General features: G+C 68.9%; 19 protein-coding genes. 9 read left to right on the forward strand and 10 right to left on the reverse strand.

What is annotated here, in order from left to right; translation table 11 throughout:
* The first annotated feature begins 34 nt into the window (after positions 1–34).
* The 3 genes from POL67_RS33000 (at position 35) to POL67_RS33010 (ending at position 2,698) form a co-directional block, all read left to right on the forward strand.
* Positions 35–1,303: a serine/threonine-protein kinase gene (locus tag POL67_RS33000; protein WP_271924464.1), complete on the forward strand. Its 1,269-nt coding sequence runs from the start codon at positions 35–37 to the stop codon at positions 1,301–1,303.
* Between the two features lie 88 nt (positions 1,304–1,391).
* On the forward strand, positions 1,392–2,315 hold the full coding sequence (locus POL67_RS33005; RefSeq protein WP_271924466.1) for a tetratricopeptide repeat protein: 924 nt from the start codon (positions 1,392–1,394) through the stop codon (positions 2,313–2,315).
* Positions 2,315–2,698 carry a hypothetical protein gene (locus POL67_RS33010; RefSeq protein WP_271924468.1) on the forward strand — a complete coding sequence of 128 codons (384 nt, stop codon included), beginning with the start codon at positions 2,315–2,317 and terminating at the stop codon, positions 2,696–2,698. The genes POL67_RS33005 and POL67_RS33010 overlap by 1 nt, the downstream gene beginning before the upstream one ends.
* Before the next feature lie 294 nt (positions 2,699–2,992).
* On the opposite strand, the gene POL67_RS33015 is transcribed toward POL67_RS33010, so the two are convergent.
* The 4 genes from POL67_RS33015 to POL67_RS33030 form a co-directional block, all read right to left on the reverse strand.
* Positions 2,993–3,442 carry an ExbD/TolR family protein gene (locus POL67_RS33015; RefSeq protein WP_271924470.1) on the reverse strand — a complete coding sequence of 150 codons (450 nt, stop codon included), beginning with the start codon at positions 3,440–3,442 and terminating at the stop codon, positions 2,993–2,995.
* A 20-nt stretch (positions 3,443–3,462) separates the two neighbouring features.
* Complete coding sequence (locus POL67_RS33020; protein ID WP_271924473.1) at positions 3,463–3,876, reverse strand: ExbD/TolR family protein; 414 nt, start codon at positions 3,874–3,876, stop codon at positions 3,463–3,465.
* An 87-nt stretch (positions 3,877–3,963) separates the two neighbouring features.
* Positions 3,964–4,599, reverse strand: coding sequence for a MotA/TolQ/ExbB proton channel family protein (locus tag POL67_RS33025; RefSeq protein ID WP_276076074.1), 636 nt, complete (start codon positions 4,597–4,599; stop codon positions 3,964–3,966).
* A gap of 168 nt (positions 4,600–4,767) precedes the next feature.
* A complete protein-coding gene (locus POL67_RS33030; protein ID WP_271924477.1) occupies positions 4,768–5,532 on the reverse strand; it encodes an energy transducer TonB in 765 nt (254 codons plus the stop codon).
* A gap of 477 nt (positions 5,533–6,009) precedes the next feature.
* Between POL67_RS33030 and POL67_RS33035 the strand changes: the two genes are divergently transcribed.
* Positions 6,010–9,249 (forward strand): TonB-dependent receptor, encoded by a 3,240-nt coding sequence (locus POL67_RS33035; protein WP_271924478.1) that lies wholly within the window; start codon positions 6,010–6,012, stop codon positions 9,247–9,249.
* Positions 9,250–9,275: 26 nt separating this feature from the next.
* Positions 9,276–10,166 carry a hypothetical protein gene (locus POL67_RS33040; RefSeq protein WP_271924480.1) on the forward strand — a complete coding sequence of 297 codons (891 nt, stop codon included), beginning with the start codon at positions 9,276–9,278 and terminating at the stop codon, positions 10,164–10,166.
* 96 nt (positions 10,167–10,262) lie between these two features.
* Here POL67_RS33040 and POL67_RS33045 read toward each other — a convergent pair whose 3' ends face one another.
* Positions 10,263–11,741: a thioredoxin fold domain-containing protein gene (locus POL67_RS33045; RefSeq protein WP_271924482.1), complete on the reverse strand. Its 1,479-nt coding sequence runs from the start codon at positions 11,739–11,741 to the stop codon at positions 10,263–10,265.
* An 87-nt stretch (positions 11,742–11,828) separates the two neighbouring features.
* Here POL67_RS33045 and POL67_RS33050 point away from each other — a divergent pair, with 87 nt between their 5' ends.
* Both POL67_RS33050 and POL67_RS33055 read left to right on the forward strand, forming a co-directional pair.
* Positions 11,829–12,518 (forward strand): DUF8685 domain-containing protein, encoded by a 690-nt coding sequence (locus POL67_RS33050; RefSeq protein ID WP_271924484.1) that lies wholly within the window; start codon positions 11,829–11,831, stop codon positions 12,516–12,518.
* A 19-nt stretch (positions 12,519–12,537) separates the two neighbouring features.
* Positions 12,538–12,939, forward strand: coding sequence for a hypothetical protein (locus tag POL67_RS33055; protein ID WP_271924486.1), 402 nt, complete (start codon positions 12,538–12,540; stop codon positions 12,937–12,939).
* Here the strand turns inward: POL67_RS33055 and POL67_RS33060 are convergent.
* From POL67_RS33060 to POL67_RS33070, 3 genes are all read right to left on the reverse strand, one after another.
* Complete coding sequence (locus POL67_RS33060) at positions 12,929–14,176, reverse strand: hypothetical protein (RefSeq protein WP_271924488.1); 1,248 nt, start codon at positions 14,174–14,176, stop codon at positions 12,929–12,931. The two genes, POL67_RS33055 and POL67_RS33060, sit on opposite strands and share 11 nt — an antisense overlap.
* Positions 14,177–14,246: 70 nt before the next feature.
* Positions 14,247–15,347 carry a matrixin family metalloprotease gene (locus POL67_RS33065; RefSeq protein ID WP_271924490.1) on the reverse strand — a complete coding sequence of 367 codons (1,101 nt, stop codon included), beginning with the start codon at positions 15,345–15,347 and terminating at the stop codon, positions 14,247–14,249.
* 1 nt (position 15,348) lies between these two features.
* Complete coding sequence (locus tag POL67_RS33070) at positions 15,349–15,897, reverse strand: hypothetical protein (protein WP_271924492.1); 549 nt, start codon at positions 15,895–15,897, stop codon at positions 15,349–15,351.
* 239 nt (positions 15,898–16,136) lie between these two features.
* Here POL67_RS33070 and POL67_RS33075 point away from each other — a divergent pair, with 239 nt between their 5' ends.
* Both POL67_RS33075 and POL67_RS33080 read left to right on the forward strand, forming a co-directional pair.
* The gene (locus POL67_RS33075) at positions 16,137–16,898 is read left to right on the forward strand and encodes a hypothetical protein (RefSeq protein ID WP_271924494.1); all 762 of its coding nucleotides are present in this window, start codon (positions 16,137–16,139) and stop codon (positions 16,896–16,898) included.
* A 241-nt stretch (positions 16,899–17,139) separates the two neighbouring features.
* Entirely contained in the window at positions 17,140–17,997 is an 858-nt protein-coding gene (locus POL67_RS33080; RefSeq protein ID WP_136972204.1) for a hypothetical protein, read from the forward strand.
* A 179-nt stretch (positions 17,998–18,176) separates the two neighbouring features.
* On the opposite strand, the gene POL67_RS33085 is transcribed toward POL67_RS33080, so the two are convergent.
* The gene (locus POL67_RS33085) at positions 18,177–19,784 is read right to left on the reverse strand and encodes a hypothetical protein (RefSeq protein WP_271924497.1); all 1,608 of its coding nucleotides are present in this window, start codon (positions 19,782–19,784) and stop codon (positions 18,177–18,179) included.
* A 3-nt stretch (positions 19,785–19,787) separates the two neighbouring features.
* A complete protein-coding gene (gene uvrA, locus POL67_RS33090; protein WP_271924499.1) occupies positions 19,788–25,172 on the reverse strand; it encodes an excinuclease ABC subunit UvrA in 5,385 nt (1,794 codons plus the stop codon).
* Between the last annotated feature and the right edge of the window lie 27 nt (positions 25,173–25,199).

Consider the following 25,199-nt stretch of genomic DNA (forward strand, 5'->3'; position numbering starts at 1 on the left):
CCCCGTACCCCGACCCCAGCTTCGCCAGCACCACGTGAACGAAGGAGACCTCGTCGCCGGACGGTACCGACTCCTCCGCCCCATCGGACGGGGCGCGATGGGCACCGTATGGGCCGGCCGGCACGAGCTGCTCGGGCGTGACTTCGCCCTCAAGTTCGCGAGCCTGCCGCTCCGCGCAGGCCCCGAGACGCGCGCGCGGTTCCTCCGCGAAGCGCAGGCCATCGGCCGCCTCCGCCATCCCAACGTCGTCGACGTCGCGGACTTCGGCGAGGTCGCACCGGGCGGCGGCCTCTACCTCGCGATGGAGCTGCTCGAAGGCCAGTCGCTCGCCGCGCGCATCGAAGAGCAAGGCGCGCTCCGCCCCGCCGAGGCCGTCGCGGTCGCGGCCGAGATCGCGCGTGGGCTCGCCGCCGCGCACACCGCCGGCATTGTGCATCGCGACATCAAGCCCGAGAACATTTTCCTCGCCCGTGGGATGCGCGGCGGTTTGGTCCCCAAGCTCCTCGACTTCGGCATCAGCAAGCAGCAGCAAGCCGACGAGACCCCCTCCACGCTGAACGGCGTGCCCTTCGGCACCCCCGCGTACATGAGCCCCGAGCAGGCCCTCGGCGAGCTCGACGTCGATCACCGCTCCGACGTGTGGTCGCTCGGCGTCGTGCTGCACGAGATGATCGCCGGGAAGCACCCGTTCGTCGCGCCGAACTACCAGGCGCTCATGACGAAGATCGCCGAGTCGCCCGCCGCGCCGCTCGACACGTCGGTGCCCCAGGTCGTGCGCGGCATCGTGACGAAGTGCCTCCAGAAAAACCCCGCCGATCGGTACGCCGACGCCGACGCCCTCGCGACGGCGCTCGAAGACGCGCTCGGCAGGCTCGGTCCTTCGGGGGACGTCGCGATCGAGCGCCCGCGCGCCTTGCCTTCGTTGCGCCCGCCCGCGAGCGCCGACACCACACACGCCTCTCCCTCGAAGCGTGGCCCCGCGCTCGTCGCTGCCGTCATTGCGGCGGCCCTGCTCGCGGGTCTCGCCGCGGTCGGGCTCGGCGGAAGACGCGACGACGCCGAGCCCCCTGCGCCTTCACCTCCTCCGAGCGCGCCGAAGGCCGAGGCCCTCCCCACGCCGCAACAAACCGCGCTCCCGACCGCGGCTCCAAGCGCTGCGCCCACGACCACGACGACGCACGCGCCCGGGACGCCGCGCACCGCCAACACCGTGACGCACACGCCTTCGGGATCGACCTCGGGAAAGGCCTCGGGTCCTGCGGGGAAACGCCCCACGACGAACGTCAACGACCCGGGTTTCTGAGGCCCACGCGACCCCGACCCGAGGCGAAGCGTGGTACCATCTTGGCCGAGGATCCGTTTTGCGTCGGTTTCACTCTCAGGCAGCCTGCGTGGGGATCGCCTTGCTCGCTGGCACCTCGTGGCCGACGGGTGTGTGGGCGGACGAAGCTCCCACGGCCGCGGAGCTGAAGGAGGCGCGCGAGCAGTTCACGCGGGGGCGGCAGCTCGAAGACGAGGGCAAATTCGCCGAGGCGCTCGTGCTGTTTCAGCGCGTGGGTCACGTGAAGATGACCCCGCAGGTGCGCTTCCACCTCGCGCTCTGCCTGGAGCACCTCGGCAAGCTGGCCGAGGCGCTGGAGACGTTCCGGATCGCCGCCCGTGAAGCGACCCCCAGCGCACCGAACGTCGTGACCGAAGCGAACCAGCACGTCGAAGCGCTCGAGAGGCGCGTGCCGACGCTGACGGTCGTGGTCGAGAACGCGAGCCCGGGGGACGAGATCTCGCTGGAGGGTCGGCGGCGCGTCACCGCGGGGTCCGCGCTTCGGATGGATCCGGGAGGGTACACCCTCACGTTGCGGCGGGACGGCGCGGTCGTGAGCGAGCAACGCGTCACGCTCGAAGAGGGCAAGAGCTTGCGGGTCGAGCTCTCGGCCACGGGGGGCGGGGGCGGCGGGCACGCGCCGGGCTCGATCCAGCGAACGCTCGGCTGGACTGCCGTCGGCGTCTCGGCGGCGTCGCTCGTGACCATGGGCGTGTTCATCGGCCTGCGCGCGGACCGGCTCGCGACGGTCGAGGCCGCCTGTCCGACGCACATCGGCTGTGATCCCGCGGTCGCGCCGATCGCGAACGAGGGCGCGACCTACGCGACGCTCGTCAACGTGTTTGCCGGGCTCACGGGGGCGGCCGCCGTCGCGGGCGTCGCGCTCTTGCTCACAGCGCCGGCGCCTGCTGCGAGCGCGCCACGCGCGACCTTGCGTTTGACCCCTGTGTTCGCGCCGGGGGTCACCTTTGTATCGGTCGAAGGGAGGTTCTGATGCTGCGAACGAGCCACGAGCGCTCTCCGCTGGTGTTCTTCTGCTGTCTGCTCCTCGGCCTCTCTGCGTGCACGTTCCCGGCGATTGATTACGCCGAGCCGGACGAGAGCGGCGGGGAAGGCCCCGCGTGCCCCGCCACGCCCAAATGTGCGAGCGACGTCGAGACCTGCGCGAAGCAGGCCGCGGGGCAGCGCAACATGTGCGTGTCGCAGTGCGAAAAAAGCTGGCCGAACGGGAGCAGCTTCGACGGGGATTGCTCGGCGTGCGATTCCGCGCTCGACACCGCCATGAACAACTGCGTCGCGCAATGCGAGACCTGCAGCGCTGCCGGCGGCTGCACGAACGCGATCGACAGTTGCCGCGCGCTGCTCGGCTTCCCCTGAGGCGCGCCCCACGTCCGCCGGCCCGCCGCGTCCGTGACGACCGCGTCAACCACGTGTGACGGTCGTGTGTCAATCCCTTTCCGCGCGACAATGAGCGAATTCGGCTCGAACGTCACCGCGTCGGTCGCGGGAAATAGCCGTATGCACGGAATTATCCTGCAATGGATGGTTTGGCGGAGATGGTCTTTGCAATGACCACCGCTTGAATTGCGGGATTGATGAAATAATCTCGAAAAAGAGAAAGCCCCGACGTGCACAGGCACATCGGGGCTCGTCGAACCACACGAAGACGCTTTACTTCTTCTCTTCGTCTTCGGGGGGCGTGGTCATCATGCCGAGCACCTTCGCGCCGGCCTGCTTGGCCCCGTCCAACGCGGCGATGAGACGCGCGTAGTTCGCTTTGTCGTCGGCGATGAAGAAGACGATCTTGTCGTCCTCCTTCCGCCGTTCGAGCTTCGACTTCAGCTTGTCGACGTATTCTTCGTTCGTGACCTTGTCGTAGTTGATCTTGAATTCACCCTCGGTCCCGATACGAACCACGAGCTGATCAGGCGGCACTTCCGTGACCGTCTCGACCTTCTCCGTCTCGGGCACGCGTACATCGAGATTCTTCTCGAGCAGCGGCGTGACGACCATGAAGATGATCAACATCACGAGCACGACGTCGATGAGGGGCGTGACGTTGATGTCCGAGTTCGGCGGATTGGCGGGCTTGATCGCCACCCTTCTCGTCTTTCTGCTCATCTCGTTCGGCTCCGCTGGCTCTACTTCTGCTCTTCAACACCGAGGGCCACGCTCTTCGCGCCTGCCTTCCGCGACAGCTCCATGACCTCGCGCACGTCGCCCACGGTCAGCGTCTGGTCGCCCTTGAGCAGGATCTTCCGCCCCGGCTTCGCGTCGAGGACCGCCTTCAACGCAGGCGTAAAGCCCTCTTTGTCGTACTCGCTGCTCTCGATGTAGATGTGCTTGTCCGTCGTGACCGAGAGGATGATCGGATCGCTGTCCTTGTTTTCCTCGTCGATCGACTTGGACTGGGGCAGCTTCACGTCCTTGCCGCGCTGGAGCATGGGCGTGATGACCATGAAGATGATCAGAAGAACAAGGACGACGTCGACGAGCGGCGTGACGTTGATGTCGTTCTTTACGCTGCCCTTCTTCGGGCCGACTGCCATTCCCATGAGAACACCTACTCCCTCTCAGGGGTCGCCCTCGCCAGAGCCGCGCGCGCCGGAAAAGGCGCGCCCGCTCCACGAGGGCGGGCTTTTCTAGGCCGCGGCCTCGCTCTCCTCGCCCTCTTCCTCCTCTTCGCGCGGCCCCTCGGCGAGGCGACGCGCGACCAGATCGAGGAACTCGTTCGAGGACTCGGAGATGTCGACCGCACGCGCGTCGACCCAGCCGGCGAGGAAGTTGAACGCCATGACGGCGGGAATCGCGACGAGCAGACCGAAGGCCGTCGTGATGAGCGCCTCGGCGATACCGGCGGAGACCGTCCCGAGACCACCGGAACCGCTCGCGGCCATCTTCTCGAAGGCGGTGACGATACCCATGACGGTACCGAGCAGACCGACGAACGGCGCCGTGGAGCCGACCGTCGCCAACCAGCCGTGGCCACGCTTCAGGACCGCGAGCTCACGGGCCTGCTGACGCTCGAGGGCGCGCGCGACGGACTCGAAGCAGAGGTCCTTCTCGCCGTGAACCGAGCCCTTGTAGGCCACGAGGCCCGCGCGGATCGTGCGGCCGAGGTAGCCGATATCCTTGCCGAACTTGGCGTCCGCCGCAGCGTCGAGATCGCCGTTCGCCAGGAGGGAGGCCATCTTCGCAGCGAACACCTTCGAGTCGGACATCGACTTGAAAGACATCACGAGCCTCTCGCCCAGGACGAGGAGGGACGTGAGGCTCATGACGCCCATCACGATCACGACCAGGCGGGCAAAAAGCCCCATTTCACGCCAAAGTCCACTCAGTGAAAAATCCATGGTTTCGGTCGCGCCTCCCTCGCGCGTTCTCTTGGTGACTCGAGTGTTCGGTGCTCTGGAGATCGCCCGCACTTCCGTGCGTGGCCCGTGTCTTCAGCGGGTGGGCATCACCAGGCGAATCGTAAAGGTGTAGTTGACCCTCTGCGCTTTGCCGTTGAACATGACCGGCGTATAGCGCTGCGAGGCGAGTGTCCGGAGAACGGCCGCATCCATGTGGGGCAACCCCTTGATGATGGCGCACCCCTCCACGCTCCCCGACTCCGTGATCACGCAGCGCGCGATCATGACGCCCTCCACGCGCGCGGCCAGAGCCTCGGACGTGTGGCGAATCTCGGGGCCCGAGACCTTCGATGGGCGCGTCATTCCCGCCCCGAACGGAATCGTGACGTTCTGCGGCGGCGGGGGCGGAGGTGCCGGATTGCCGAGCACACCACCGACGACGCCACCAACGACGCCACCGGGCACACCGCCGGGCACGCCGCCGGGCACGCCGCCCTCTTCGCCCTCGCCCTCTTCTTCCTTGGCTTCGGGCTCGGGCTCCTTCTCCGGTGGCTTCTCCTCCGGTTTGGGCTCCTCTTTCGTCTCGACGATCGTGTCCGGCTTTTTCACCGGCTTCGGTTTCTCGATCGGCTTGACTTTTTTGCCACCTGCCGGCGGCGGAGGTGGCGGCGGAGGTGGAGGAGGCGGCGCTGGGGCGACGAACGTCACCTCCGGCAGATCCGTCTTCTTCTCCGCCGGTCTCGTCGTGATGTACAGGACGAGCGCGAAGATGAGGGCGTGGACTACCACCGACAGCACGGCGCCCGTGCCGAGGCGGCTCTTGGGGATGTTGTCGCGGCCTAGAACCGAGTCGAACATGAGCCTTGAGCCCTGATAGTCGAAATCGTCTGCCGGGGCGAGCCAAAGAAGACGGGGGCCCCGCAATTCTTGCGGTTGGGAGGGAAACGAATTCTAGAGAGCCCCCCAGCGCCGGGTCCGGGGATGGGTCGTTGCATGTCCTTCCCGGTTCCAGACGCCCTCCGAACGGGGGGTGACGGCGGCAAACCGCGACACGCGCGAGGGTGCGTCGCGCCCACCTTCGCCGCGCAGTGGCCCGTGAGCGGGGCACGTCAGGGTGCGTCTTGGAACGTCCACGCGGGGGCTCGTCGGGGGGGTGTGTCCGGGCGTCTCACAGAAAGAGTTACGTGGAGGCCGCAGAAAGTGTTGTTGACGGTCACGGAACATGAGTATAGTCGGCCGCCTTTTCGACACTTGGCCCACTTCTGGAGGGATGGAGGGCTCGTGATATTCAGAGACAGACTAGGCCTGTTGGCCGCGATTGTGCCGTCAGTCGTCATGGTCGCCGGATCGGCGTATGCAGCCGACGGCGTGATCACCGGCCAGGTGCGTAACGCGGCTACAAAAGCACCCGTTGCGGACGTCGTCATCACAGTGACGTCCCCCGCGCTGCAGGGTGAGCAGATCGTCGTGACGGATGCGGGGGGTAACTTCCGCGTTCCGCAGTTGGCCCCCGGTGAGGGTTATACCGTTCGCGCAGACAAGGAGCAGTACAAGCCCTTCTCGCGCGGCGGTATCAAGCTCACCAGCGGCTCGACGATCCGCGTAAACCTGGAGCTTCTGCCGGAGAACATCCAGGCGGGCGAAGAGATCGTCGTCGTCGGCAAGCCGCCGGTCATCGACGTCGGCTCCTCGCGCGTCGCGGTGACCATCGACAGCGAGTTCACGCGCCGCGTGGCCGTGAACCCCCCGGCCGCCAAGGGCGGCGCGACGCGCTCCTTCGAGAGCCTCGCGGCTGTCGCTCCCGGCGCCAACGCCGACGCGTACGGCGTGTCCGTGAACGGCACGTCGTCGCCCGAGAACGGCTTCATCATCGACGGCGTCTCCGCGAACGACCCGGCGTTCGGCATCCTCGCGGTGCCGCTCTCGGCTGAGTTCGTGAAAGAGGTCAACGTCATCACGGCGGGTTACCTGCCAGAGTACGGCCGCAGCATCGGCGGCGTCATGGATGTCGTCACGAAGAGCGGCTCGAACGAGTTCCACGGCTCCGTCTTCGGGGCGATCACGCCCGGCGCGTTCGAGGGTCAGCGTACGCTGATTCCCCGCGCGGGGAACACGATCAACACGAATCCGACGCTCGGCTCGGTTCGTGACTTCGGCTTCGAGATCGGCGGCCCGATCGTGAAGGACAAGCTCTGGTTCTTCGCGGGCTTCAGCGTGGCGATGCAGCGCTACCGCCTCGAGCGCGTCTTGAGCAGCCTGAACAACACGCTCGAAGACCGGACGATGCCGGATCCAATGAACCCGAACGGCCCGCAGATCCCGGGCCAGGACGGCGTCGTGGACACGGCGGTCCCCGTGCTCGACCCGGCGACCGGCTACCAGACTGCGAGTCCGCTCAAGGGCGTCAATCCGCAGATCTACTACGCCGATCAGCAGACGATGCAGTACATCGGCAAGCTGACCTGGAACATCAACCAGGACCACAACATCAGCGTGACGGTGTTCGGCGCGCCGTCGACGTCCGGCGGCAACGGCACGTTCGGCTTCGACGCGCAGGACGGCGGCGTGGCGGTCGGCAACCTGGTCGGCCCGTACAACTCGCTCGCGGGCACGGTCGACCAGTTCAACAACAGCGTCGTGCTCAAGAGCTCGTCGGCGTTCGCGAACAAGAAGTTCCTGGTCGATGTGACCCTCGGCTGGGTCTACAACAGCATCGCGCAGGGCGCGGCGGACGGTTCGAACGTCAACGACATCAACGACCCCACGAAGCTCGCGTACATGCCGGGCATGACGTGGCGCCGCACGACCGGCGGAGCGCACCCGATCAGCGACTTCGAGTCGCTCCCGGCGACGGCGGCCGCACAATGCGATCCGACGGGCGACGGGCGCTTCGTGAGCAACTTCTGCCCCGTCGCATCGTACCGGACCGGCGGTCCGGGCCTGATGAACATCGCCACGAGCAACCGCTACCAGGGCCGCGTCATCGCGACGGCGCTGCTCAACGCGCTCGGGCAGCACGTCATCAAGGCCGGCGTGGACTTCGAGGTCCTGAACTACACGAACACGAAGGGCTACGGCGGCGGCGTGTTCTTCCGCGAGAGCACGAGCGGCAACTTCGTCGCGGACTTCCGTCGTTACGGGTTCCTGCAGGGCCCCGACGACGCGGTCAACCTCGACGTGTTCGAGGCGACCTCGACCTCGACGACGGTCGGCGGCTTCATCCAGGACTCGTGGAACATCCTCGACCGCGTCACGGTGAACCTCGGCGTCCGTTACGACGCGCAGGTCGTGACGGGCAACGACGGCAACGTCGGCATCGCGCTGCCGAACCAGTGGTCGCCGCGTATCGGCGCGATCTGGGATCCGACCCGCGAGGGCCGGGCCAAGATCACGGCGAACTTCGCTCGGTTCTACCAGGCGATCACGCTGAACATGGTCGATCGCTCGTTCCCGGGTGAGCTCGGTCTCCAGAAGAACCGCTCGCTCAACGCGCCGAACTTCAACCCGCCGAAGAACGGCGTCTGCAACCCGCTCGATCCGGTGCAGGCCCGCGGGCCGGAGTGCAACAGCATCGACAACCTGGCGACGGCGACCCTCGACTACGACCCGAACCAGAAGTACCTCATCACCGGCTCCGATCGTGTCCCGGTCGATCCGGATCTCAAGCCGCAGTCGTCGGATCAAATCGTCGTCGGCGGCGAGTACGAGATCATCACGGACGCGCGCATCGGCGGCGCTTACACGCGCCAGTGGCTGAACTACGCCATGGAGGACATGAGCCGCGACGAGGCGTCGACGTACTTCATCGGAAACCCCGGGTACGGCATCGCGAAGGACTTCCCCAAGGCCACGCGCGACTACGACTCCTTCATGGTGTATTTCCAGAAGGCCTTCTCGAACCAGTGGCTCGCGCAGGTCAACTACACCGTCTCGTGGAACCGCGGTAACCTCGCGGGTCTGTTCCGGCCGGAGACGGGCCAGCTCGATCCGAACATCAACTCGGACTTCGACCTGGTCTCGATCCTCGCGAACCGGACGGGCGACCTGCCCGGTGACCGTCGCCACGTGATCAAGGTGTTCGGCGCCAAGGAGTTCCAGCTCCCGGCGAACGTCACGATCAACCTCGGCCTCGGCTACCTCGGCCGCAGCGGCACGCCGCTGAACGTCCTCGGCTCGCACGTGCTCTACGGCGACTCCGAGGTGTTCATCCTGCCCCGCGGCGACGGAGGCCGTACGCCCTGGGTCCACAGCATCGACACGAACGTGACGTTCGGCTACCGCTTCTCGAAGGACAGCACGCTGACCGTCGGTGTCGACGTCTTCAACCTGTTCAACTTCCAGCAGGCCACGGGCTTCGACCAGAGGTACACCCTGGCGGACGTCCTGCCGATCGCGGAAGGGTCCGAGGCGAACCTCCACGGGAAGAAGGGCGAGGCGCCGACGGATACGAGCAAGAAGCTGCTCTACTCCGACGGCTCGGACTTCGATCCGGCGGACGTCAACCCCAACTGGAAGAACCCGACCGCTTATCAGACGCCGCGGCAGATCCGCATCAACGCGCGCGTAACCTTCTGATGTTTGGAAGGGAAAGGAAGCTCACCATGAAGCACCGAATCCACAGTGTTCTGGTCGGCGCGATGGGGCTCGCCAGCGCGGCATTCTTCGCGTTCTCCGGGGCCTCTTGCTCGCAGCCGACCATCCAATGCGTCGTCGGGCACGGACCGTACTTCGCGAAGTACCAGTTCGTGAGCGGTGACGAAGCGTGCCTCGGCCTGAAGGGCGAGGACATCGGCCTGTCGACGTATCTCGCCCCCAACGCGGACAAGTCGCTCGCCGATTACAACGCCCGCAGCATCGCGATCCAGTCGTCCAAGCTCGGGGCACTCGCTCGCGAGCGTGAGGGCGCGGGGTACGAACTCGGGACGGACAAGCCGTACGCGTTCGGCGCGTATACGACCAACCCGGACGCGAACAACATCTGCTACACGGCCGGCGCGAACGGCACGGCGGCGATCGCGTCGGCGGACATGAACATCGAGGAGTTCGATACGGGCGAGGTGGATGATATGGGCAACCCCGTCATCCTCCCGGCCGAGCACCACCGGCAGGAGTGGAAGAACATCAAGGTGTACGTGACCGCAGCCGTGCCCGGCACGCAGCTCGTCGGCGACATGCGCTACGAGAACGTGCTGGCCGGATGCTCGGCCGAGTACAAGTTCATCGCGCTCTTCCCGTCGGTGCCCTGCGACAAGGACGTCCACGCCGACGACGACAACAACCCGGACACCGACGCCGCCAACGACGACGACGATCCGAGCAAGCCTGACACGCCGATCGGCGTCGAGCCGGATCCGGATGCCTGCCTGGCCGAGGCCGACCCGTCCAAGGGTCGCGTGTTCGGCTCCGGCATCAACCCGGACTTCCCGGTGCGTTGCGACCCGGAGACGCTGCACTGCATCCTCTCCGAGGATCCGCTCACCGGCAAGCCGTAGTCTCTCGTCCCCTCCCCCTCCAGAACCGCAACACGAGCCTCCCGCCGCGCTTCGCAGCACGGCGGGGGGCTTCGTTATGCCCTGCCGACGTAGCGATTATCGCTTCGGCGGTGCGCTGCCCTCGCCGAGCGCCTCGGTCAGGCGACGGCGCGCGTCCGCGAGCGCCGCTTCATTGCGTTGCCCCGGGCCGAGCGCCTCGTGCCCCGCGACCTCCTCGCGCAGCGTGGCGATCTGCCCCTTTCGATCGCCCGTCTTGGCCTGCAGATCCGCGCGTTGCTTGAGGTACGCGAGCCGCCGCGGCCCATAGGAGAGCGCCACGGCGCGGCCATTCGCCGCGAGCGCGGCGTCGAGTCGCCCCATCTTCGCGAGCGCGTTCGAGAGCCGCGCCGGCGGATCGTACGACTTCGGCATCTCGCGCTCGCGCTGCTCCAGCATCCGCACGGCTTCCTCGCCGCGACCGAGCGCCATGTACGAGATCGCCCGGCCGTAATCGTACGTCGCCGCGATCTCGGGCGACTTCGCCTCGGCCGCGGCCTTCTCCATGATCACGAGTCGTTTTTCGTGCGCCGCGCGCGCGCCGTCCGTGTCGCCGAGCTCGCTCTTCACGCCCGCGAGGATCGCGAGCGCGTCGGCGCGATCGTCGACCGTGGACTCGGGCGGCGGCGACGCGACGAGCGCTTCGAGCTTCGCGATCGCCTTGCGACGCACGAGATCCTGCGTGGAGCTCTTCGCGAGCCGGCTCGCGCAGCTCAAGAGAACGGCCGCGAAATCGGCGGGAGCGGCGGCGCCGCGAATCTCGTCCACGTGCTCGGCGCCGAATCGCGCGCAGCCATCGACGTCCCCGCTCCCGGCGAGCGAGGAGAGCTTTCCGGCGAGCGCGTCGTCGCGGCGAGGCCAGCGCGCGTCGACCTTCGCGAGCAGCTCGTCATAAAGTGCGAGCGCTTTGCGATGATCGCCGGCCGCGCGCGCGGCGCTCGCTTGCGCCAGCGTGTAGAGCGGATCCGAGGGAGGCGCGGAGGCATCCATCACGCGCACCGCGTCCTCGACGAAGCTGCGCATCTCGCGCGCCGAGACCGCGCCCGGCAAGTAAGCGACGACGTCGCCTTTCGCGGGATCGATCACGAAGAACGTCGGCCAGAAGCTCATCTTGTATCGTTCGAGGAATGCGGCGCTCGAAGGGCGATCCGTGTCGATCGCCGCGAACACCACGCGATCGGCGAGCGGGCGAAGCGCCGGATCGACGAGCACGTAGTTCTTCATGCTGAGGCACGTGTGGCACCATGGCGCCCACGCATCCACGAAGAGCGCCTTCTTCTCGGCGCGCGCGCGCGCCATCGCGCCGTCGAGGTCGTCCTCGATGAACACGAGCGGCGGAGCGACCGCGTCCTTTCCGGCGGACGCGCCATCCGGCTTCGTGGGCTCGCCTGATTTCGTGGCGCCGTTCGTCCCGGCCGCGCCGTTCGTGGGGCCGACCTCGGCCGTGGTGGGTGCGTCGGGGCCGGGCGGCGGGGCGGCCCCGCATCCGGCGGCGAGGGCGACGAGGAGCGCTGGGAACAGGGAGCGAGGTCGGGCCATGACGCCGAGTGTAGTGCCGGGCGGGCGCGTTCGCCCGAACGAGAGCGTGCTCGCCCCGGCGACGGATTGCGTTATGGTGGAGCCTTCATGAGCGAGCTCGAGGGCCGCTGCGGGAGTTGTGCGGCGTTCATGCGCCCGCGCGAGGATTCGCGCCTCGGGCGCGTGGGGGACTGCGCGCTCGAGATTTATCCCTCGCCGATCCGGCAGACGTCGACGTGCTCGCGATACCGACCGAAGGGCGCCCCGGCGCCGCCGCCTCCGCCGCGAGCGGCGGGCGAGCCTCGAAGGGCGCGCTCTTCGGCGATCGAGCCGCGGCGGCGCGACGCGGAGGCCACGCGGCCTTCGCCGTCCGGGACCACGCAGGGCGCGCGGGCCGTGAATGCGGGCCCCTCGCTGCCCAGGGAGATCGACATCGACATGGATATCGACGAGTTCAGGCGGGTCTTGCGCGAGGTGCTTTCGGAGGAGCTTGGCCTCGGCCGCTCGGAGATGGGCGCGCGCTGGCAAGGCGGCGAGATCGTCTTGAAGCCGGGCAAGACCGGCACGGCGGAGAAGCGCATCCCGCTCGACACGTTCTTTCACAAGATCGTGATGGTCCGGGACAAACTCCGCCTGCTCGAGGCCAAGCTCAACGCGCACGACGGGCTGCCCGACGCGGACAAGGTGCAGCTCCAGGCGTACATCACAGCCTGTTATGGCTCGCTCACGACGTTCAACGTCCTCTTCGCGGATCGCGAGGATTGGTTCACCGGCGCGGGCAAGGACGGCGACGGCTGACGGACATCGAGAGGGACCGATGAAACGCTTTGCTTCTTCGTTCTCATGTGTGCTGGTCCTCCTCGCGGGCGCTTGCGCGAGCGAGGTGGACCCTGCGGATTCGGAGCCGACGGGAGACGCCGCGGGGGGCCCCTCGTGGAGCGGCCCGCTCGAAGCGCCCGTGCTCGAGGACGTGATCCCGATGTCGAAGGTCCTCCGCGTTCGCTGGAGCCTGGTTTCGCCCTGCGAAGAGGTCGAAGCCGAGCGACGCACCGATGCGGACACGTTCGCGCTCGCCTTCACCGCGGAGGGCACGGACACCGATCACGTCGACGAGGGCGCGAACGAGGATCAGGCCTACACGTACCGGCTGCGTTGCGTGCGCGGCGAGGAGACGTCGGCCTTTTCGAACACGCTCTCGGCGAATCCGTTCATCGAGTGACTTCGTTCATCGCGACGGCGGCCGGGGCGTCCCCGGCTGCACGCTCGCGCGCGCGTTTGCGGGCGGAGGCGCGGGTCCCCGGGTGCGCCATGTCGCCGAGCGCGCGGCGGAGCGCCGCGGCCCAGTACGCGGCGAGCGCTGCGTCGTCCGTGAGGAAGACGTCCATCGGCCCGTGATCGCTGTTGATCTCCACGGCCACGAGGTCGTCGCGCCGAGGCGTCGACACGCCGCGGACCTCCTCCATCGCGATCGCCGCGCCGAGGCGCCCTTCCGGCAGCAGATCCACGGCCCCCGTGCGGCTCACCCACGGGGCGATGACGAAACGATCACGGCCGGCCCAGAAAAGCGGTGCGGACAGGGCGCGGTAGCGAGCCCCGAAACGCGCCACGCTCACGAACGCGTACCCGGTGAGCGTCACGAGCGCGGCGGCCGCCGCGAAGCCGATCGTCAGGTTGCGATCCCCCGCGTGGAAGGCGCGCGCCGTCTGGAGCCACAGGCCGAGCGCGACGGCAAGCAGGATCGAACCGAGGGCGGTGTTGCGGCGGGCGTTCGTCCGCGGGCCCTGGTTCTCGTGATCCCGCAGCACGAGGCGCTCTCCTTCGAGACGCAGGGCAAACCGCGCGAGCTTGCCGGCGGGCAACACGGGCTCTTCAGGCTGGGCGTCCGGCTCGGCGGGCGGGGGGAGCGTCGTGCCCTCGGCATCGAGCGGCGCGGCGAAGGCGCGGGCGAGCGGCGTCGCGGCCCGAACGACACGGGCGCGCGCGCGCTCTCCGTCGAGATCGACCGCGGCCGCGACGAGCATGCGGCGCGGGGCGGCGTTTTCGTCCGCGCGTTCGAGCTCGACCCAGGCCGCGGCGAGCGTGCGGCGGTTCGTGCACGAGGTCGTGTCACAGCAGGGACGTTCCTCGGTGGTCACGACCAACCGGGCCACGCGGGCGGCGGTCGGGCGCTCCCCTTCGGCGAGGCGGAGCGGGGCGATGCGGACGTCGGCGCCGCCGAGGGTGCCGCGGATCCAGACCGGCGCTTCGGGATCGGGCCCGTGGCGGCTCGACACGCTGCCGAGAGGCGGCGCGGCGCGCAGGAGGAAGGGCGCCGAGGGTGGGAGGCGTTCGAGGGCGGCGGCGGCTGCGCCGGGGGCCACGAGGGCGTCGAGGGCAGGCTCGGACGTCTCGGCGCCGAGGGCGGACAGCGCGCGCGATACGTCCGCATCGAGCTCCGTTCGGGGGTGGAGCGGCATGGCTGGCGAGCCATGCCAGGGATCGGGAGAGGCGTAAAGTGTTGGAATTGGTGACGTTCGGGGGGGCGGCTCAGCGCCGGCGGCGCCGGCGGGTGATCGCGGCGAGGCCGAGGCCCAGGGCGGCGAGGGCGCCGACCTTGCCGTGCTTGCCCTCGACGGAGCAGCCGCAGCCGCCGGGGTCCTCGATCCGGGGGCCCTCGGGCTCCTCTTCTTCCCAGCCGCCTCCGCCCGCGCCGGAGCCGCCGGGGCATTCGATGGGGCACGATTTCGAGCAGAGGTTGCAGAGGCAGCCCGCATACGCCTCATAGGCCTCGACGCCGTCCGGAAATTGCATCTTGCAGGCGTCGAGGCAGGCCTTGTAGTCGGCGGGGGTCTTGGCGACGGGGCAGGAGATTTCGCAGTTGTAGATGCCGATGCATTGGCCATTGCAGCCAGTGGCGAGCGCCTTGCATTCGGTCTTCGCGGCGTTCACGGTGCAAGCGCTGCAGCTCGGGATGCCGGAGCCGGGGGGATAGAGGGTACAGACGCCGTCGATGTCGTCCTGCTCGATGCTCGCGATGGCATTGCCGCCGTCGTAGAAGGGTTCCATCGTCGAGCCCGTGACGTCGGTATGGCCGAGGCCGAGAAAATGGCCCTGCTCGTGCGTAGCAATGGAGAGCGTATCGACGGGGCTGCCTCCCATGCAATTGCCGTTCGGGTTCGTGGCGGTGTCGTACCAGCAGAACCCGACGTTGTTGAAGACGATGTCCGCGTCGGAGATGATCTGATTGCCGTCGCCGTCGGGCGACCATACCGGCAGCGTGACGCCGATGACCGAATCCACCGGTCCGAGCTCCAGCGGCCAGTTGTCTGGCCTGTTGATCCACATCAGGACGTTCTTGTTGTCGTTCGAATTCCACGTCCCGTCCGGCAGATCCCCGAGGAGCTGCGTCGCGAAATCGGTGCACTCGGGGGCCGCCCAGGCGCCGAACCCGTCGACGAGCCGCTGCTGCGCAGTCGCGGCGATCTCGGGCGGGAACGTGGACGCATTGACGTAGAACTTGACCGGGAGAATCCCCCATACCGGATACGGCGGGCCTTCGAGGCCCGTCCAGGCGCGCGCCTCGGTCGGCGCGGAGAGGATCCCGGCAGCAAATGCGGCGAGGAGGGCGGCCTTTCGGAGGGTTTTCATTTCATTTTCCTCCGGCGAGGCGGACCACGTCCGTCATGAGAGATTCGACCGGCTCGGGCTGCTCCACGTGCCCCGAGGGCTCGAGCTTCTTGCCGACGTAACGGACGAGCTCGACGCCGTCGAGCTCGCGACGCGCCATTCCCTTGGCATCCACGTGGTACACGGAGAGCGCGAGCGCCGTGAAATACATTTTTCCTTTCTCGTCGCGACGCAGAAATACCACCGCGTCCTCCCCCGCCTTGAGCGCGGCGTCACCGAGGACCTTCTGCGTCTTGCCCCGGTGTGTCCCGCCGAACTGCTGGACGACGACACGTCCCTCGACTTTCCCCTTGAGGGGCTGCACCACGTCGAGCTCGGTGCGGGTCACGAGGCCCCGGCCATCCTCGGATTCGTCCGTGACCGCTCTCCTCACACGCACGCGGACCACGAGGTCCGAGCGGTTAACGAGCTCCTCACGCGAAAGGAAGAGCATGGTCGTCGCGTCCGCCACGGCGCTGACGCCGAGCAGGACGATGGCCGCGAGCGCGGCCAAATACTTTCTGAAGCTCATGAAGTGCCTCCTCGATCCGGGCCGCTTCGGCCTTTCGTTCCACCATGCCAAGCGTCGCTCGGCGTGTAAAGCGACCCCCACGCGCAGGGCCGCCCGTGTCCAGCGATGATCCAAATTTGATTTCCGACTGGAAAGTCAGCGCGCCCAGCGCGTCTCCGTCACGACGAAAATGGCTGGCGTTTCGAGCCCCGCAGGCTACCTCCGGCGTGTACCTTTCGGGCCTCTCTGAGGAGTCATCCATGAAACGAGCTTCGTTGCGATCGTTCGGCCTCGCCTCCCTCTTCATCGTGGGCACCACGATGGCCGCTTGCGGGACGGACACCACGGGACTGTTTGCCTCCGGCGGGGAAGCAGCCGGCGCCTCGGGCGGCGCAGGCGGACAGGGTGGCGCAGGCAACGGCGGCTCGGGTCAAGGCGGCGCAGGCAACGGCGGCTCGGGTCAAGGCGGCGCAGGCAACGGCGGCTCGGGTCAAGGCGGCGCAGGCAACGGCGGCTCCGGTCAAGGTGGCGCAGGCAACGGCCCGTCGAGTTCGTCGAGCAGCAGCATGCAAAGCTCGTCGTCCGGGCCGATGCCCCCGCCCGTCATGGTCGCGTGTGGCGACGTGGCCTGTCCCGTCCAGGGCCAGGGCGCCTGCTGCTGGGACGAATACGAGCTCAGCGACCCGCCCCAGGGTGAGTGCGTGAGCGGCCCGGACGACAACGACAACTGCAACACGGAAGCCGGCCAGTCGGGCTTCGAGTCGCGCATCGAATGCCAGCTCCCCGAGCACTGCCCCGCCGGCACCGTCTGCTGCGGCGACCTCACGCAGACGCAAAACGGCAACTGGTATCCGCTCCTCCGCTGCGCCGCCACCTGTGCGTACCCCCAGCAGCGCGTCCTCTGCGACCCGCAAGCCCCCGACACGGACTGCCCCGTGGTCCAGACCAACCAGGGGCAGGTGCAGACGACCTGCCAGCCGAGCACGATCCTCCCGGACGGCTACAACATCTGCCGTCCCTGAACCCACCCGTGCGCCCCCCCCGGAGTATGTCGAGTATGGAAACATCGCACATCCCCCAACGTGCACGTCCATGCACGTGGCCCGGGGTGCGTTCGCGGGGGGGACCGCGAACTCGTGTTCACGGGACAAACCCGCGGCGCTCGCGCCGTGCGACGAACGGGGATATCCTAGGACCCGGAAGCGCCCGCTGGACCACGGAGCCAAGCGACCGCCTCCCTCTCGAGGAGCCCAGGAACCAGCCATGCAGAGTGGAAAGAGTCTGCGCTTGATGCCCGACCCGGCAGGCATCTCCGGCGATCCCGCGGCGGTGATCCCCCTGCTGGAGGAGATCGAAGCGCTGCCCGAGAGCGCCACCGGCGCGCTCGTCTTCGGCCCCCCGACGCAAGGCACGGTGCTCGTCGAGAACGGTCGGATCTGCTGGGCCGCGGCATCCGGCATGGAGCGTCGCCTCGCAGAGCTGCTCCGGGCCTACGCGGACGAACCCCCGGAGTCGAAGCGGATCGAGGACGTTTACAAGCGCTGCAAGCGTGACCAGATCCCGGTCGTCAAAGCGCTCGTCGACAGCGGGCTCGTGTCGCTCGACGGGCTCAAAGAGGTGATCCGGCAGCACACGTCGGAAGCGCTGATCGCCCTCACACGCGAGCCCCTCCGGGAAGCGCCGAACTGGGCGCCGCACAAGCATCAAGGATACGACGCGAAGTTCACGTTCGATCCGTGTGAGCTCATCGTGAGCGTAGGCGGCGTCTTCCACCCGGATCTCGCAGGGCGCGCGCGTCTCGACTTCGACGGGCTCTTGCGCTCGGGCGTGTACGCCGTGTCGTTCGCGCGCGCGCCGCAATCGAACACGCCGGTGCCGATCTACCGCTCCCCGGGCGCGTACTTCACGCTCCGCCAGGTGATGTCGCTCGGCCGGTGGGCGTTCTCCGCGCTCGACGTATGCAACGCCTACAGCGCACGAGCGAGAATCGCAGCCACCCTCGTCGAGCCAGGCGAGTACCTCGTGGCCTGGCAGTCGCGCGGCGTGGTGAGCGTGGCGCAGTGCGAAGACTCGATGAGCTTCGCGTTCATCGTGGGCAAACGTGCACGCGCAACTTCCTGACGCGCAGCTTTTTGACGGATCGGGGGGAGCTCCACAACGTAGTGCCGGGGTTTCACCCCGGACCCGACGAGGGGTTATCCACCCCTCGACCCGGACCAGGGCACGGCCCTGGACCGCTGGTGCATCGACCGCGGTGCGGTCGATGCGGTCGATGCAAAGGAGCAGCGGGTCGTGCTGTCTCAGGGCGAAGGTTCCAGTTCCAGTTCGAGCTCGGGTGGAACGGGCTGCGGCGGCAGCGGGACCGAGACGCGCACGCCATCGTGCACCGGGACGACGACCGGCAAGGCCGCACGCTGGGAAGGTGCGTCGCGCTCGGCGACGGTGCGCGCAGCGACGACGCGTTGCGGCGACAGGGAGTCGTTGAAGAGACAAACGTCGAGGGACGCAGACGTGGGCTTGATGTCACACGCGACGACCGGACGCGCAGCACGCGTGATCCGCGCGAGGACGCTCTCCTCGTCGGAGCTCGACGGGCCAAGCGAGGCGAGCACGTCGAGCGCGCGCGGATCCCGGTGGTACGCGAGCATCTTCGCAGCGTGGATGCGCACGACACGCTGGCGCGCGCGCGAAAGCTCGAAAAACGCATCCGGGGGCGCAGACTCGCGGCCCGCTTCGAGGAGGCCGAGGCGCGGCGGATCGATGCGCATCTCGGTGCCCGGCGCCTTGAGGTGCCATTTGATGGCGCGGCCCGCGGCGAGCGGCCTTCCCCAGTAGAGCCCACGATCCGTCGCGCCCACGCGGCGGTTCTGATCGTCGCGGCGAGCAAACGTGACGAGGACGCTGACGTCACGCAGCTGCGTCCCCCCATTGTTCACGACTGAAAGATCGAAGTCGTACCCACGTCGCTCCGAAGGGACCACGCGGCCGGAGCCGTCCTCAGGTCGCGACGCGAGCAGGACTTCGAGCACCGGGAGCCCCTCGTTCCACAAAGGAGACGCGGCGCGCGCACACACACAACGAGGGAGGCGTTGTTCGCCGGAAGGTGCGTCCACGGAAGAAGGCGCGGGAAACGCGGAGCCGAGGCGCGCGACGAGGAGCGGCACGTTTGGCGCGACGGCCGTGGGCTCGGGGGGTTTGCCGTAACGCTGGAAGAACGAGATGCCGAGCACGGAGAGCGCGGCCACGAGCGCGACGAGGAGCGGCGCACGCGCCCACGCAGGGAGCGATGCCTCGGGGACGGGCGGCGCGGGCGGCGGTGCGAAGGGGGCAGTCGCGACAGGGACGAACCCGAGGCGCTGACAAAGCGCGACCTCGAACGTCTCCGCGAGGCGATCGGAGCCGGGCCCGCCCCAGGTGGCGAATCGCAGGAGCTCCCGCAAAAGGAGCCAGCAGCCTGACGCAACGACGAGCCCGACCGCGAGCCGACCGAGCAACCCCGTCACGAGCGAAGCAGGCGATACGAGCGCGGCGAGCAGGCCGAGCGGTCCGGGCAGGATCACGACGGCGAGCGCCGCGTGCCTCCGCGCTTCGTACGCACGGGCGAGGGCCTCGCGTGGATCGTAGGTGAAGCGCGCGAGCGTGAAGCGCGTGTAGGGCGCGGCGATCGAGGGATCGAGCGCGAGGCAAAGCGCGCGGCCACGCCGGACGAGCCCGCGGATCGCCGTGTACGGCACGCGCATCTCCACGGACTCCGCGACGCTGCCCGGCACGAAGCCGCTGCGAAAGCCGGCCGCGCGCACGAGCTCGATCTCGAGGACGTCGTGCAGGAGCGTCAAGCGGACGGCGCCCACCGCGTTCGCACCTTCGGCCGCGAGGGCGAGGGCTCCAACGGTGAACGTGCCCGCCATGCGTCAAGCCTCCGCCGCAAGGGCCATGTCCGACGCGGGCCTCTCGAAGAGAGCGCGGAGGACACGTCCAGTCGCAGTCGCGCGCCGCGCCACGACCTCGGGGGATCCTTCGGCCACGACACGACCACCGCCCTTGCCGCCCTCGGGCCCGAGCTCGATCACGTGATCTGCGGCCGCGATCACGGCGGGGTGATGCTCGATGATCAGGAGCGAGTGGCCACGCTGCACGAGGCGATCGAGGACGGCCACGAGGCGCGCGACATCGGAGAGGTGCAGGCCTGTGGTGGGCTCGTCGAGCACGTAGAGCGTGGGCTTGGCGCGCGTGCCGCTGCAGAGCTCGTCCGCCAGCTTGAGCCGTTGCGCCTCGCCGCCCGAGAGCGTGTGCGAGCCCTGGCCGAGCCGCAGATACCCCACACCGAGATCACACATCGTGGCGAGCGGCTCGCGGATCTTCGGGTGCGCCGCGAAGAGCTCGGCCGCCTCCTCGGCCGTACGGAGCAGGACATCGCCGATCGACATGCCGAGGTAACGTACGTCGAGCGTGGCTGGCTCGAAACGTGTTCCGCCGCAAGCCTCGCAGGTCGTCACGACGTCGGGCAAGAAAGACATCTCGTGCGAGATGACCCCCTGCCCTTCGCACGTCTCGCAACGACCGCCCTTCGCCGTGTTGAACGAGAACCGCGCGGGATCGTAGCCGCGCATCTTCGCGTCGGGCGTCGCGGCGAAGAGCTTGCGGACCTCGTCCCATACGCCGAGGAAGGTGGCGGGGATGGATCGCGGCGTGCGGCCGATGGGGGATTGATCCACGGCGACGGCGCGCGCGAGCGAAGGCGGCAGGTGGAGCTTGTCGTGCGGACCGGGATCGGGTCCCGCGAGGCCGAGGGCGCGCCGCACCGCTGGATAAAGCACGTGCCGGACGAGCGTGCTCTTGCCGGACCCGGAGACACCTGCGACGACGGTCATGCGTCCGAGCGGAACACGCAGCGCATCCACGCGCAGGTTGTGGGCGCGCGCGCCCTCGATCTCGAGGAACGCGTCGGCAGGGCCGAGTCGCACGCGGGCCGAGGCGAGCGCGCGCTCCCCGGAGAGGGCCTTCGCGGTGGGCGAGTTTGCCGTGCGTAGCACCTCCGAGGGCGTCCCCTGGGCCACGATGCGGCCGCCGCCGCGACCCCCGGAGGGACCGAGATCGATGAGGTAATCGGCGGCGCGGATCGTGTCCGCGTCGTGCTCGACCATGAGCACGGTGCTGCCCATGCCGGCGAGCTTGCGCAGGTTGTCGAGCAGCCGATGCGTGTCGCGCGGGTGCAAGCCGATCGTGGGCTCGTCGAGCACGTAGAGTGCGCCCGTGAGCCCGCTGCCGAGCTGCGCGGCGAGCCGGAGCCGCTGCATCTCGCCGCCGGAGAGCGTGGCGGCGCGGCGATCGAGCGCGAGGTAGCCGAGCCCGACCTCCTCGACGAACGCGAGCCGCCGCGCGAGCTCGCGGTGCGGCGCCTCTGCAATGAGCGCGCGCTCTCCGTCGAAGCGGAGCGCCTTCGCCCAGCGCACGGCCTCGGACACCGAGCGCGCGGTCGCCTCGTGGTATCGGTCTCCCGCGAGGCGCACCGAGCGCGGGACGGGCGCGAGGCGCGAACCGCCGCAGGCCGTGCACGGCTCGTTCGAGGCATCCGTGAGATCGGCGTCCTCGCTCCCGCCGAGCACGCCCGTCCCCTCGCAGGCCTCGCAGCGGCCTTGCTTGGTGTTGAACGAGAACCAGCGCGGATCGAGCTCGGGGACGCCCGCGCCGCAGCGAGGGCAGGTGCGCGTGGTGGAGAGGAGCTCTTCCTGGCCCCGCGAATTGACGAGCTTGAGCGAGCCCCTGCCGAAGGTGAGCGCGCGGTCGAACGTGGCGCGATCGAGGCCGTCGAGTTTGCCCTCGTGCATCACGAGATCGATCGAGTGCTCGCGCCGTTTGTCGAGCCGCGGCGGATCATCTGTGCTCACCCGCGTGCCGTCGACGATCGCGTCCGTGATGCCCGCGCGCGCCGCCGCCGTGAAGACGTCGAGGTACGTGCCCTTGCGCGCGACGACCGCGGGCGCGAGCAACGTGCGCGCGCCCCGCGTGGCGAGCAGCGCGCGATACACCTCGTCGGGCGCGCGCGCGGTGATGGGGACGTCGCACGTCGGGCAGTGCGGCTCGCCGACCTTGGCGAAGAGAAGCCGCAGGTAGTGGGCGATCTCCGTGACGGTCGCGACCGTCGAGTTCGACCCCGAGCGCGTCGTGCGCTGTTCGAGCGCGATTGCAGGCGGCACGCCCGTCACACGATCGACATCGGGACGCGGCATCGACGGGAGGAACTGACGCGCGTACGGCGTGAGCGTCTCCAGAAAGCGCCGCTGCCCCTCGGCGAAGACGACATCGAACGCGAGCGTGCTCTTGCCCGAGCCGCTCGGCCCCGTGACGACGACGATCTGGCCATGCGGGATCGACGTGCAGACCTCGGCGAGGTTGTGCTCGCGCGCGTGGACGATCTCGATCGCCGACGGCGCGGGCGGATAGGCCGACGATCCGCGGCGCGACGCATCTCCGTTCGCCTTTCCCTTTCGGCGTGACGACGAGGGCGACGACGAGGGTTTCGCGAGGTGCGTCGCGAGCGCGTGTCCCGTGCGCGTGTTCGTGCGCGCGACCTCCTCGGGTGTCCCCTCGGCGACGATCTGCCCGCCGTCGCTGCCCGCGCTGGGGCCAAGATCCACGACCCAGTCGGCGGCCGCGATCACGTCGAGATCGTGATCGACGACGATGACGCTCCCGCCGCCGCGCACCAGGTCCCGCAGGGCCTGGTTGAGCAGCAGCACCTCTTCTGCGTGCAGGCCCGCGCTCGGCTCGTCGAGCAGGAAGAGCGCGCCCGCCGTCCGTTCGCCGAGGGCGCGCGCGAGCTTGAGCCGCTGCGCCTCGCCGCCGGAGAGCGTCGAGAGGGGCTGGCCTAGCGCGAGGTACCCGAGGCCGAGGCGCGCAAGCGGCCCGAGCGCGCGCACGATCGCCGGCTCGCGCGCAAAGACCTCGAGCGCCTCGTCGATCGACAGCGCGAGCACGTCGGCCACGGAGCGGCCGTCGACCTTGACCTGGAGCACCTCGTCACGGAAACGTTTTCCTTGACAAACTGGGCAGGTCAATGAAACGTCGGCGAGGAACTGCATCTCGATCGTCTCGGCGCCCTCCCCTGCGCACGACTCGCACCGACCGAGCGCCACGTTGAACGAGAAGTGCCCCGCCGTGAGCTGCCGCGCCCCGGCCTCGGGCTCCGCGGCGAACTTCTGGCGGATGCGGTTCCACGCGCTCGTGTACGTCGCGGGGTTGCCACGCGAGGTGCGCCCGAGCGGCGCTTGATCGACGAGCGTGACGATCTTGATCCCGCTCGTGCCTTCAATCTTTTTGTGCGCGCCCGCGGGCTCGATGTCCTTGTAGCCGCGGGCCCGCGCGAGGGCGCGGTAGAGCACGTCCTCCACGAGCGTGCTCTTGCCCGAGCCACTCGCGCCCGTCACGCACACGACCTGCCCGAGCGGCATGCGCACGCTGACGTCCTTCAAATTATTCGCGCGCGCGCCCACGATGGAGATCGATCCGCGTGGTGCAGGCCGCTCGTCCGCCGAAGCAACACTCGCCGCGCCTCGCGCGAGGGCGCGCCCCGTTGGCAGATCGGCCCGCCGCGCGAGCTCCGTCGGCGCGCCGTCGAACACCACGCGCCCGCCTTGTTTGCCCGCGCCGGGCCCGAGCTCGACCACGCGATCCGAGGCCCGGATCACGAGCGGCTCGTGCTCGATGACGACCACCACGTTTCCGCGCGCCGCGAGCTCGCGCATCGCCTCGATGAGCGGCGGCACGTCACTCGGATGCAGCCCCACCGTCGGCTCGTCGAGCACGAAGAGCGCGCCCGTCAGCGACGTCCCGAGCGCGCCCGTCAGCGTCACGCGTTGCGCCTCGCCGCCCGAGAGCGTGCGCGCTTGCCGATCGAGCGTCAGGTACCCGAGCCCCACGCGCTCCAGGTACGAGAGCCGCTGCGCGAGCTCCTTCCGCGCGATCTCACCCTGCCCCGTCGTCGCCTTCAACCGATCCAGGAGTGCGCGCGCCTCGCGCAATTCGAGCCCGTGCCAGCTCGCGAGATCGAGCCCGCCCACGCGGTAGAGCAAGGACTCGGGCGACAGGCGCTTGCCGTCGCAGGTCGCGCATGGATCGTAGGAGCGGTACCGCGCGAGCAGCACGCGGATGTGCATCTTGTACGTGCGCGTCTCCAGCCACTTGAACCACGCGCGCACGCCCGGGAACTTGCCGCCGTGGAAGCTGCCCTCGCCGTCGAGCACCTGCGCGCGCTGCGCCTCGGTGAGCTCCTTCCACGGCACGTCGAGCGGGATTCCCTTCTTCTCGCAGAACTTCCGAAGAACCTTCCGCTCCCACGACGTGCTCGACCCCGTCCACGGCCGGATCGCGCCGCCTTCGAGGGTCTTGTCCTCGTCGGGGATGACCTTGCCCCAGTCGACGCCGATCGTCCGGCCAAACCCCCGGCATCCGGCGCACGCGCCGATCGGCGACTGGTAGGAGAACAGGCCCGGCCGCGCGGCGTCGAAGCTCCGCGCGCACGACGGGCAGGCGAGCCCACGCGGCACGAGCACACGCCGACCCGCCCCATTCGCGCCCGACGCGCCCACGTACAAGGCCACGCCGCCCTCGGCCCGTTGCCACGCCTCCTCGATGGCCGAACCGAGGCGCCGCGCGTCGCGCGCGCCGATCTTCACGCGATCGACGATCACCTCGACCCCACCACCTGCGCCGAGCGCGTCGCTCGGGCCGACCTCGTCGATGTCGCGCACCTCGCCGCGCACGAGCAGACGCCGGTAGCCCGCTTCGAGCAGCGTCTCGCGCACGTCGAGCAGCTCCTCGGTGCCGGTCACGGGCACGCGGTACGTCACGAGCGCGGTCGCGCCGTCGTGGCTCTCGACGGCCTTCGACGCGGCCGTCACCGCGTCGACGCGCGTCGCCGGGATCTGGCACGTCGGGCACACGGGCGTCGCCTCGCGGGCGAACACGGCCGACAGGTACGGCTCGAGGTCGGCCATCGTGGCCACCGTGGAGCGCGAGCTCTTCACGGGCGCGCGGCGATCGACGGCCACGCCCGCGGCGACCGGATCGAGCTCGTCGATGGGCGGCCGTTCGAGCCGCTCCAGGAACTGCCGCGCGTAGGGGCTGAAGCTCTCGACGAAGCGCCGTTGTCCTTCCGAGTAGAGCGTATCGAGCGCGAGGGAGGACTTTCCGGCACCGGACACGCCCGTGAAGCAAACGAGCTGCCCGGGGACGAGCTCGAGGTCGATCCCCTGGAGGTTGTGGGTACGCGCGCCGCGGATGCGGATGGGTTGCATGGCTTCGCTCTCAGCGGTGAGGGGTGA

Source organism: Polyangium mundeleinium, from assembly GCF_028369105.1.
GTDB classification, from domain to species: Bacteria; Myxococcota_A; Polyangia; order Polyangiales; family Polyangiaceae; genus Polyangium; species Polyangium mundeleinium.

Coding starts and splice junctions, on each gene's coding strand:
- POL67_RS33010 (WP_271924468.1), top strand. CDS start 2,315: ATGCTGCGAACGAGCCACGAGCGCTCTCCGCTGGTGTTCTTCTGCTGT.
- POL67_RS33015 (WP_271924470.1), bottom strand. CDS start 3,442: ATGAGCAGAAAGACGAGAAGGGTGGCGATCAAGCCCGCCAATCCGCCG.
- POL67_RS33020 (WP_271924473.1), bottom strand. CDS start 3,876: ATGGGAATGGCAGTCGGCCCGAAGAAGGGCAGCGTAAAGAACGACATC.
- POL67_RS33025 (WP_276076074.1), bottom strand. CDS start 4,599: ATGAGCCTCACGTCCCTCCTCGTCCTGGGCGAGAGGCTCGTGATGTCT.
- POL67_RS33030 (WP_271924477.1), bottom strand. CDS start 5,532: ATGTTCGACTCGGTTCTAGGCCGCGACAACATCCCCAAGAGCCGCCTC.
- POL67_RS33035 (WP_271924478.1), top strand. CDS start 6,010: ATGGTCGCCGGATCGGCGTATGCAGCCGACGGCGTGATCACCGGCCAG.
- POL67_RS33040 (WP_271924480.1), top strand. CDS start 9,276: ATGAAGCACCGAATCCACAGTGTTCTGGTCGGCGCGATGGGGCTCGCC.
- POL67_RS33045 (WP_271924482.1), bottom strand. CDS start 11,741: ATGGCCCGACCTCGCTCCCTGTTCCCAGCGCTCCTCGTCGCCCTCGCC.
- POL67_RS33050 (WP_271924484.1), top strand. CDS start 11,829: ATGAGCGAGCTCGAGGGCCGCTGCGGGAGTTGTGCGGCGTTCATGCGC.
- POL67_RS33055 (WP_271924486.1), top strand. CDS start 12,538: ATGAAACGCTTTGCTTCTTCGTTCTCATGTGTGCTGGTCCTCCTCGCG.
- POL67_RS33060 (WP_271924488.1), bottom strand. CDS start 14,176: ATGCCGCTCCACCCCCGAACGGAGCTCGATGCGGACGTATCGCGCGCG.
- POL67_RS33065 (WP_271924490.1), bottom strand. CDS start 15,347: ATGAAAACCCTCCGAAAGGCCGCCCTCCTCGCCGCATTTGCTGCCGGG.
- POL67_RS33070 (WP_271924492.1), bottom strand. CDS start 15,897: ATGAGCTTCAGAAAGTATTTGGCCGCGCTCGCGGCCATCGTCCTGCTC.
- POL67_RS33075 (WP_271924494.1), top strand. CDS start 16,137: ATGAAACGAGCTTCGTTGCGATCGTTCGGCCTCGCCTCCCTCTTCATC.
- POL67_RS33080 (WP_136972204.1), top strand. CDS start 17,140: ATGCAGAGTGGAAAGAGTCTGCGCTTGATGCCCGACCCGGCAGGCATC.
- POL67_RS33085 (WP_271924497.1), bottom strand. CDS start 19,784: ATGGCGGGCACGTTCACCGTTGGAGCCCTCGCCCTCGCGGCCGAAGGT.
- uvrA (WP_271924499.1), bottom strand. CDS start 25,172: ATGCAACCCATCCGCATCCGCGGCGCGCGTACCCACAACCTCCAGGGG.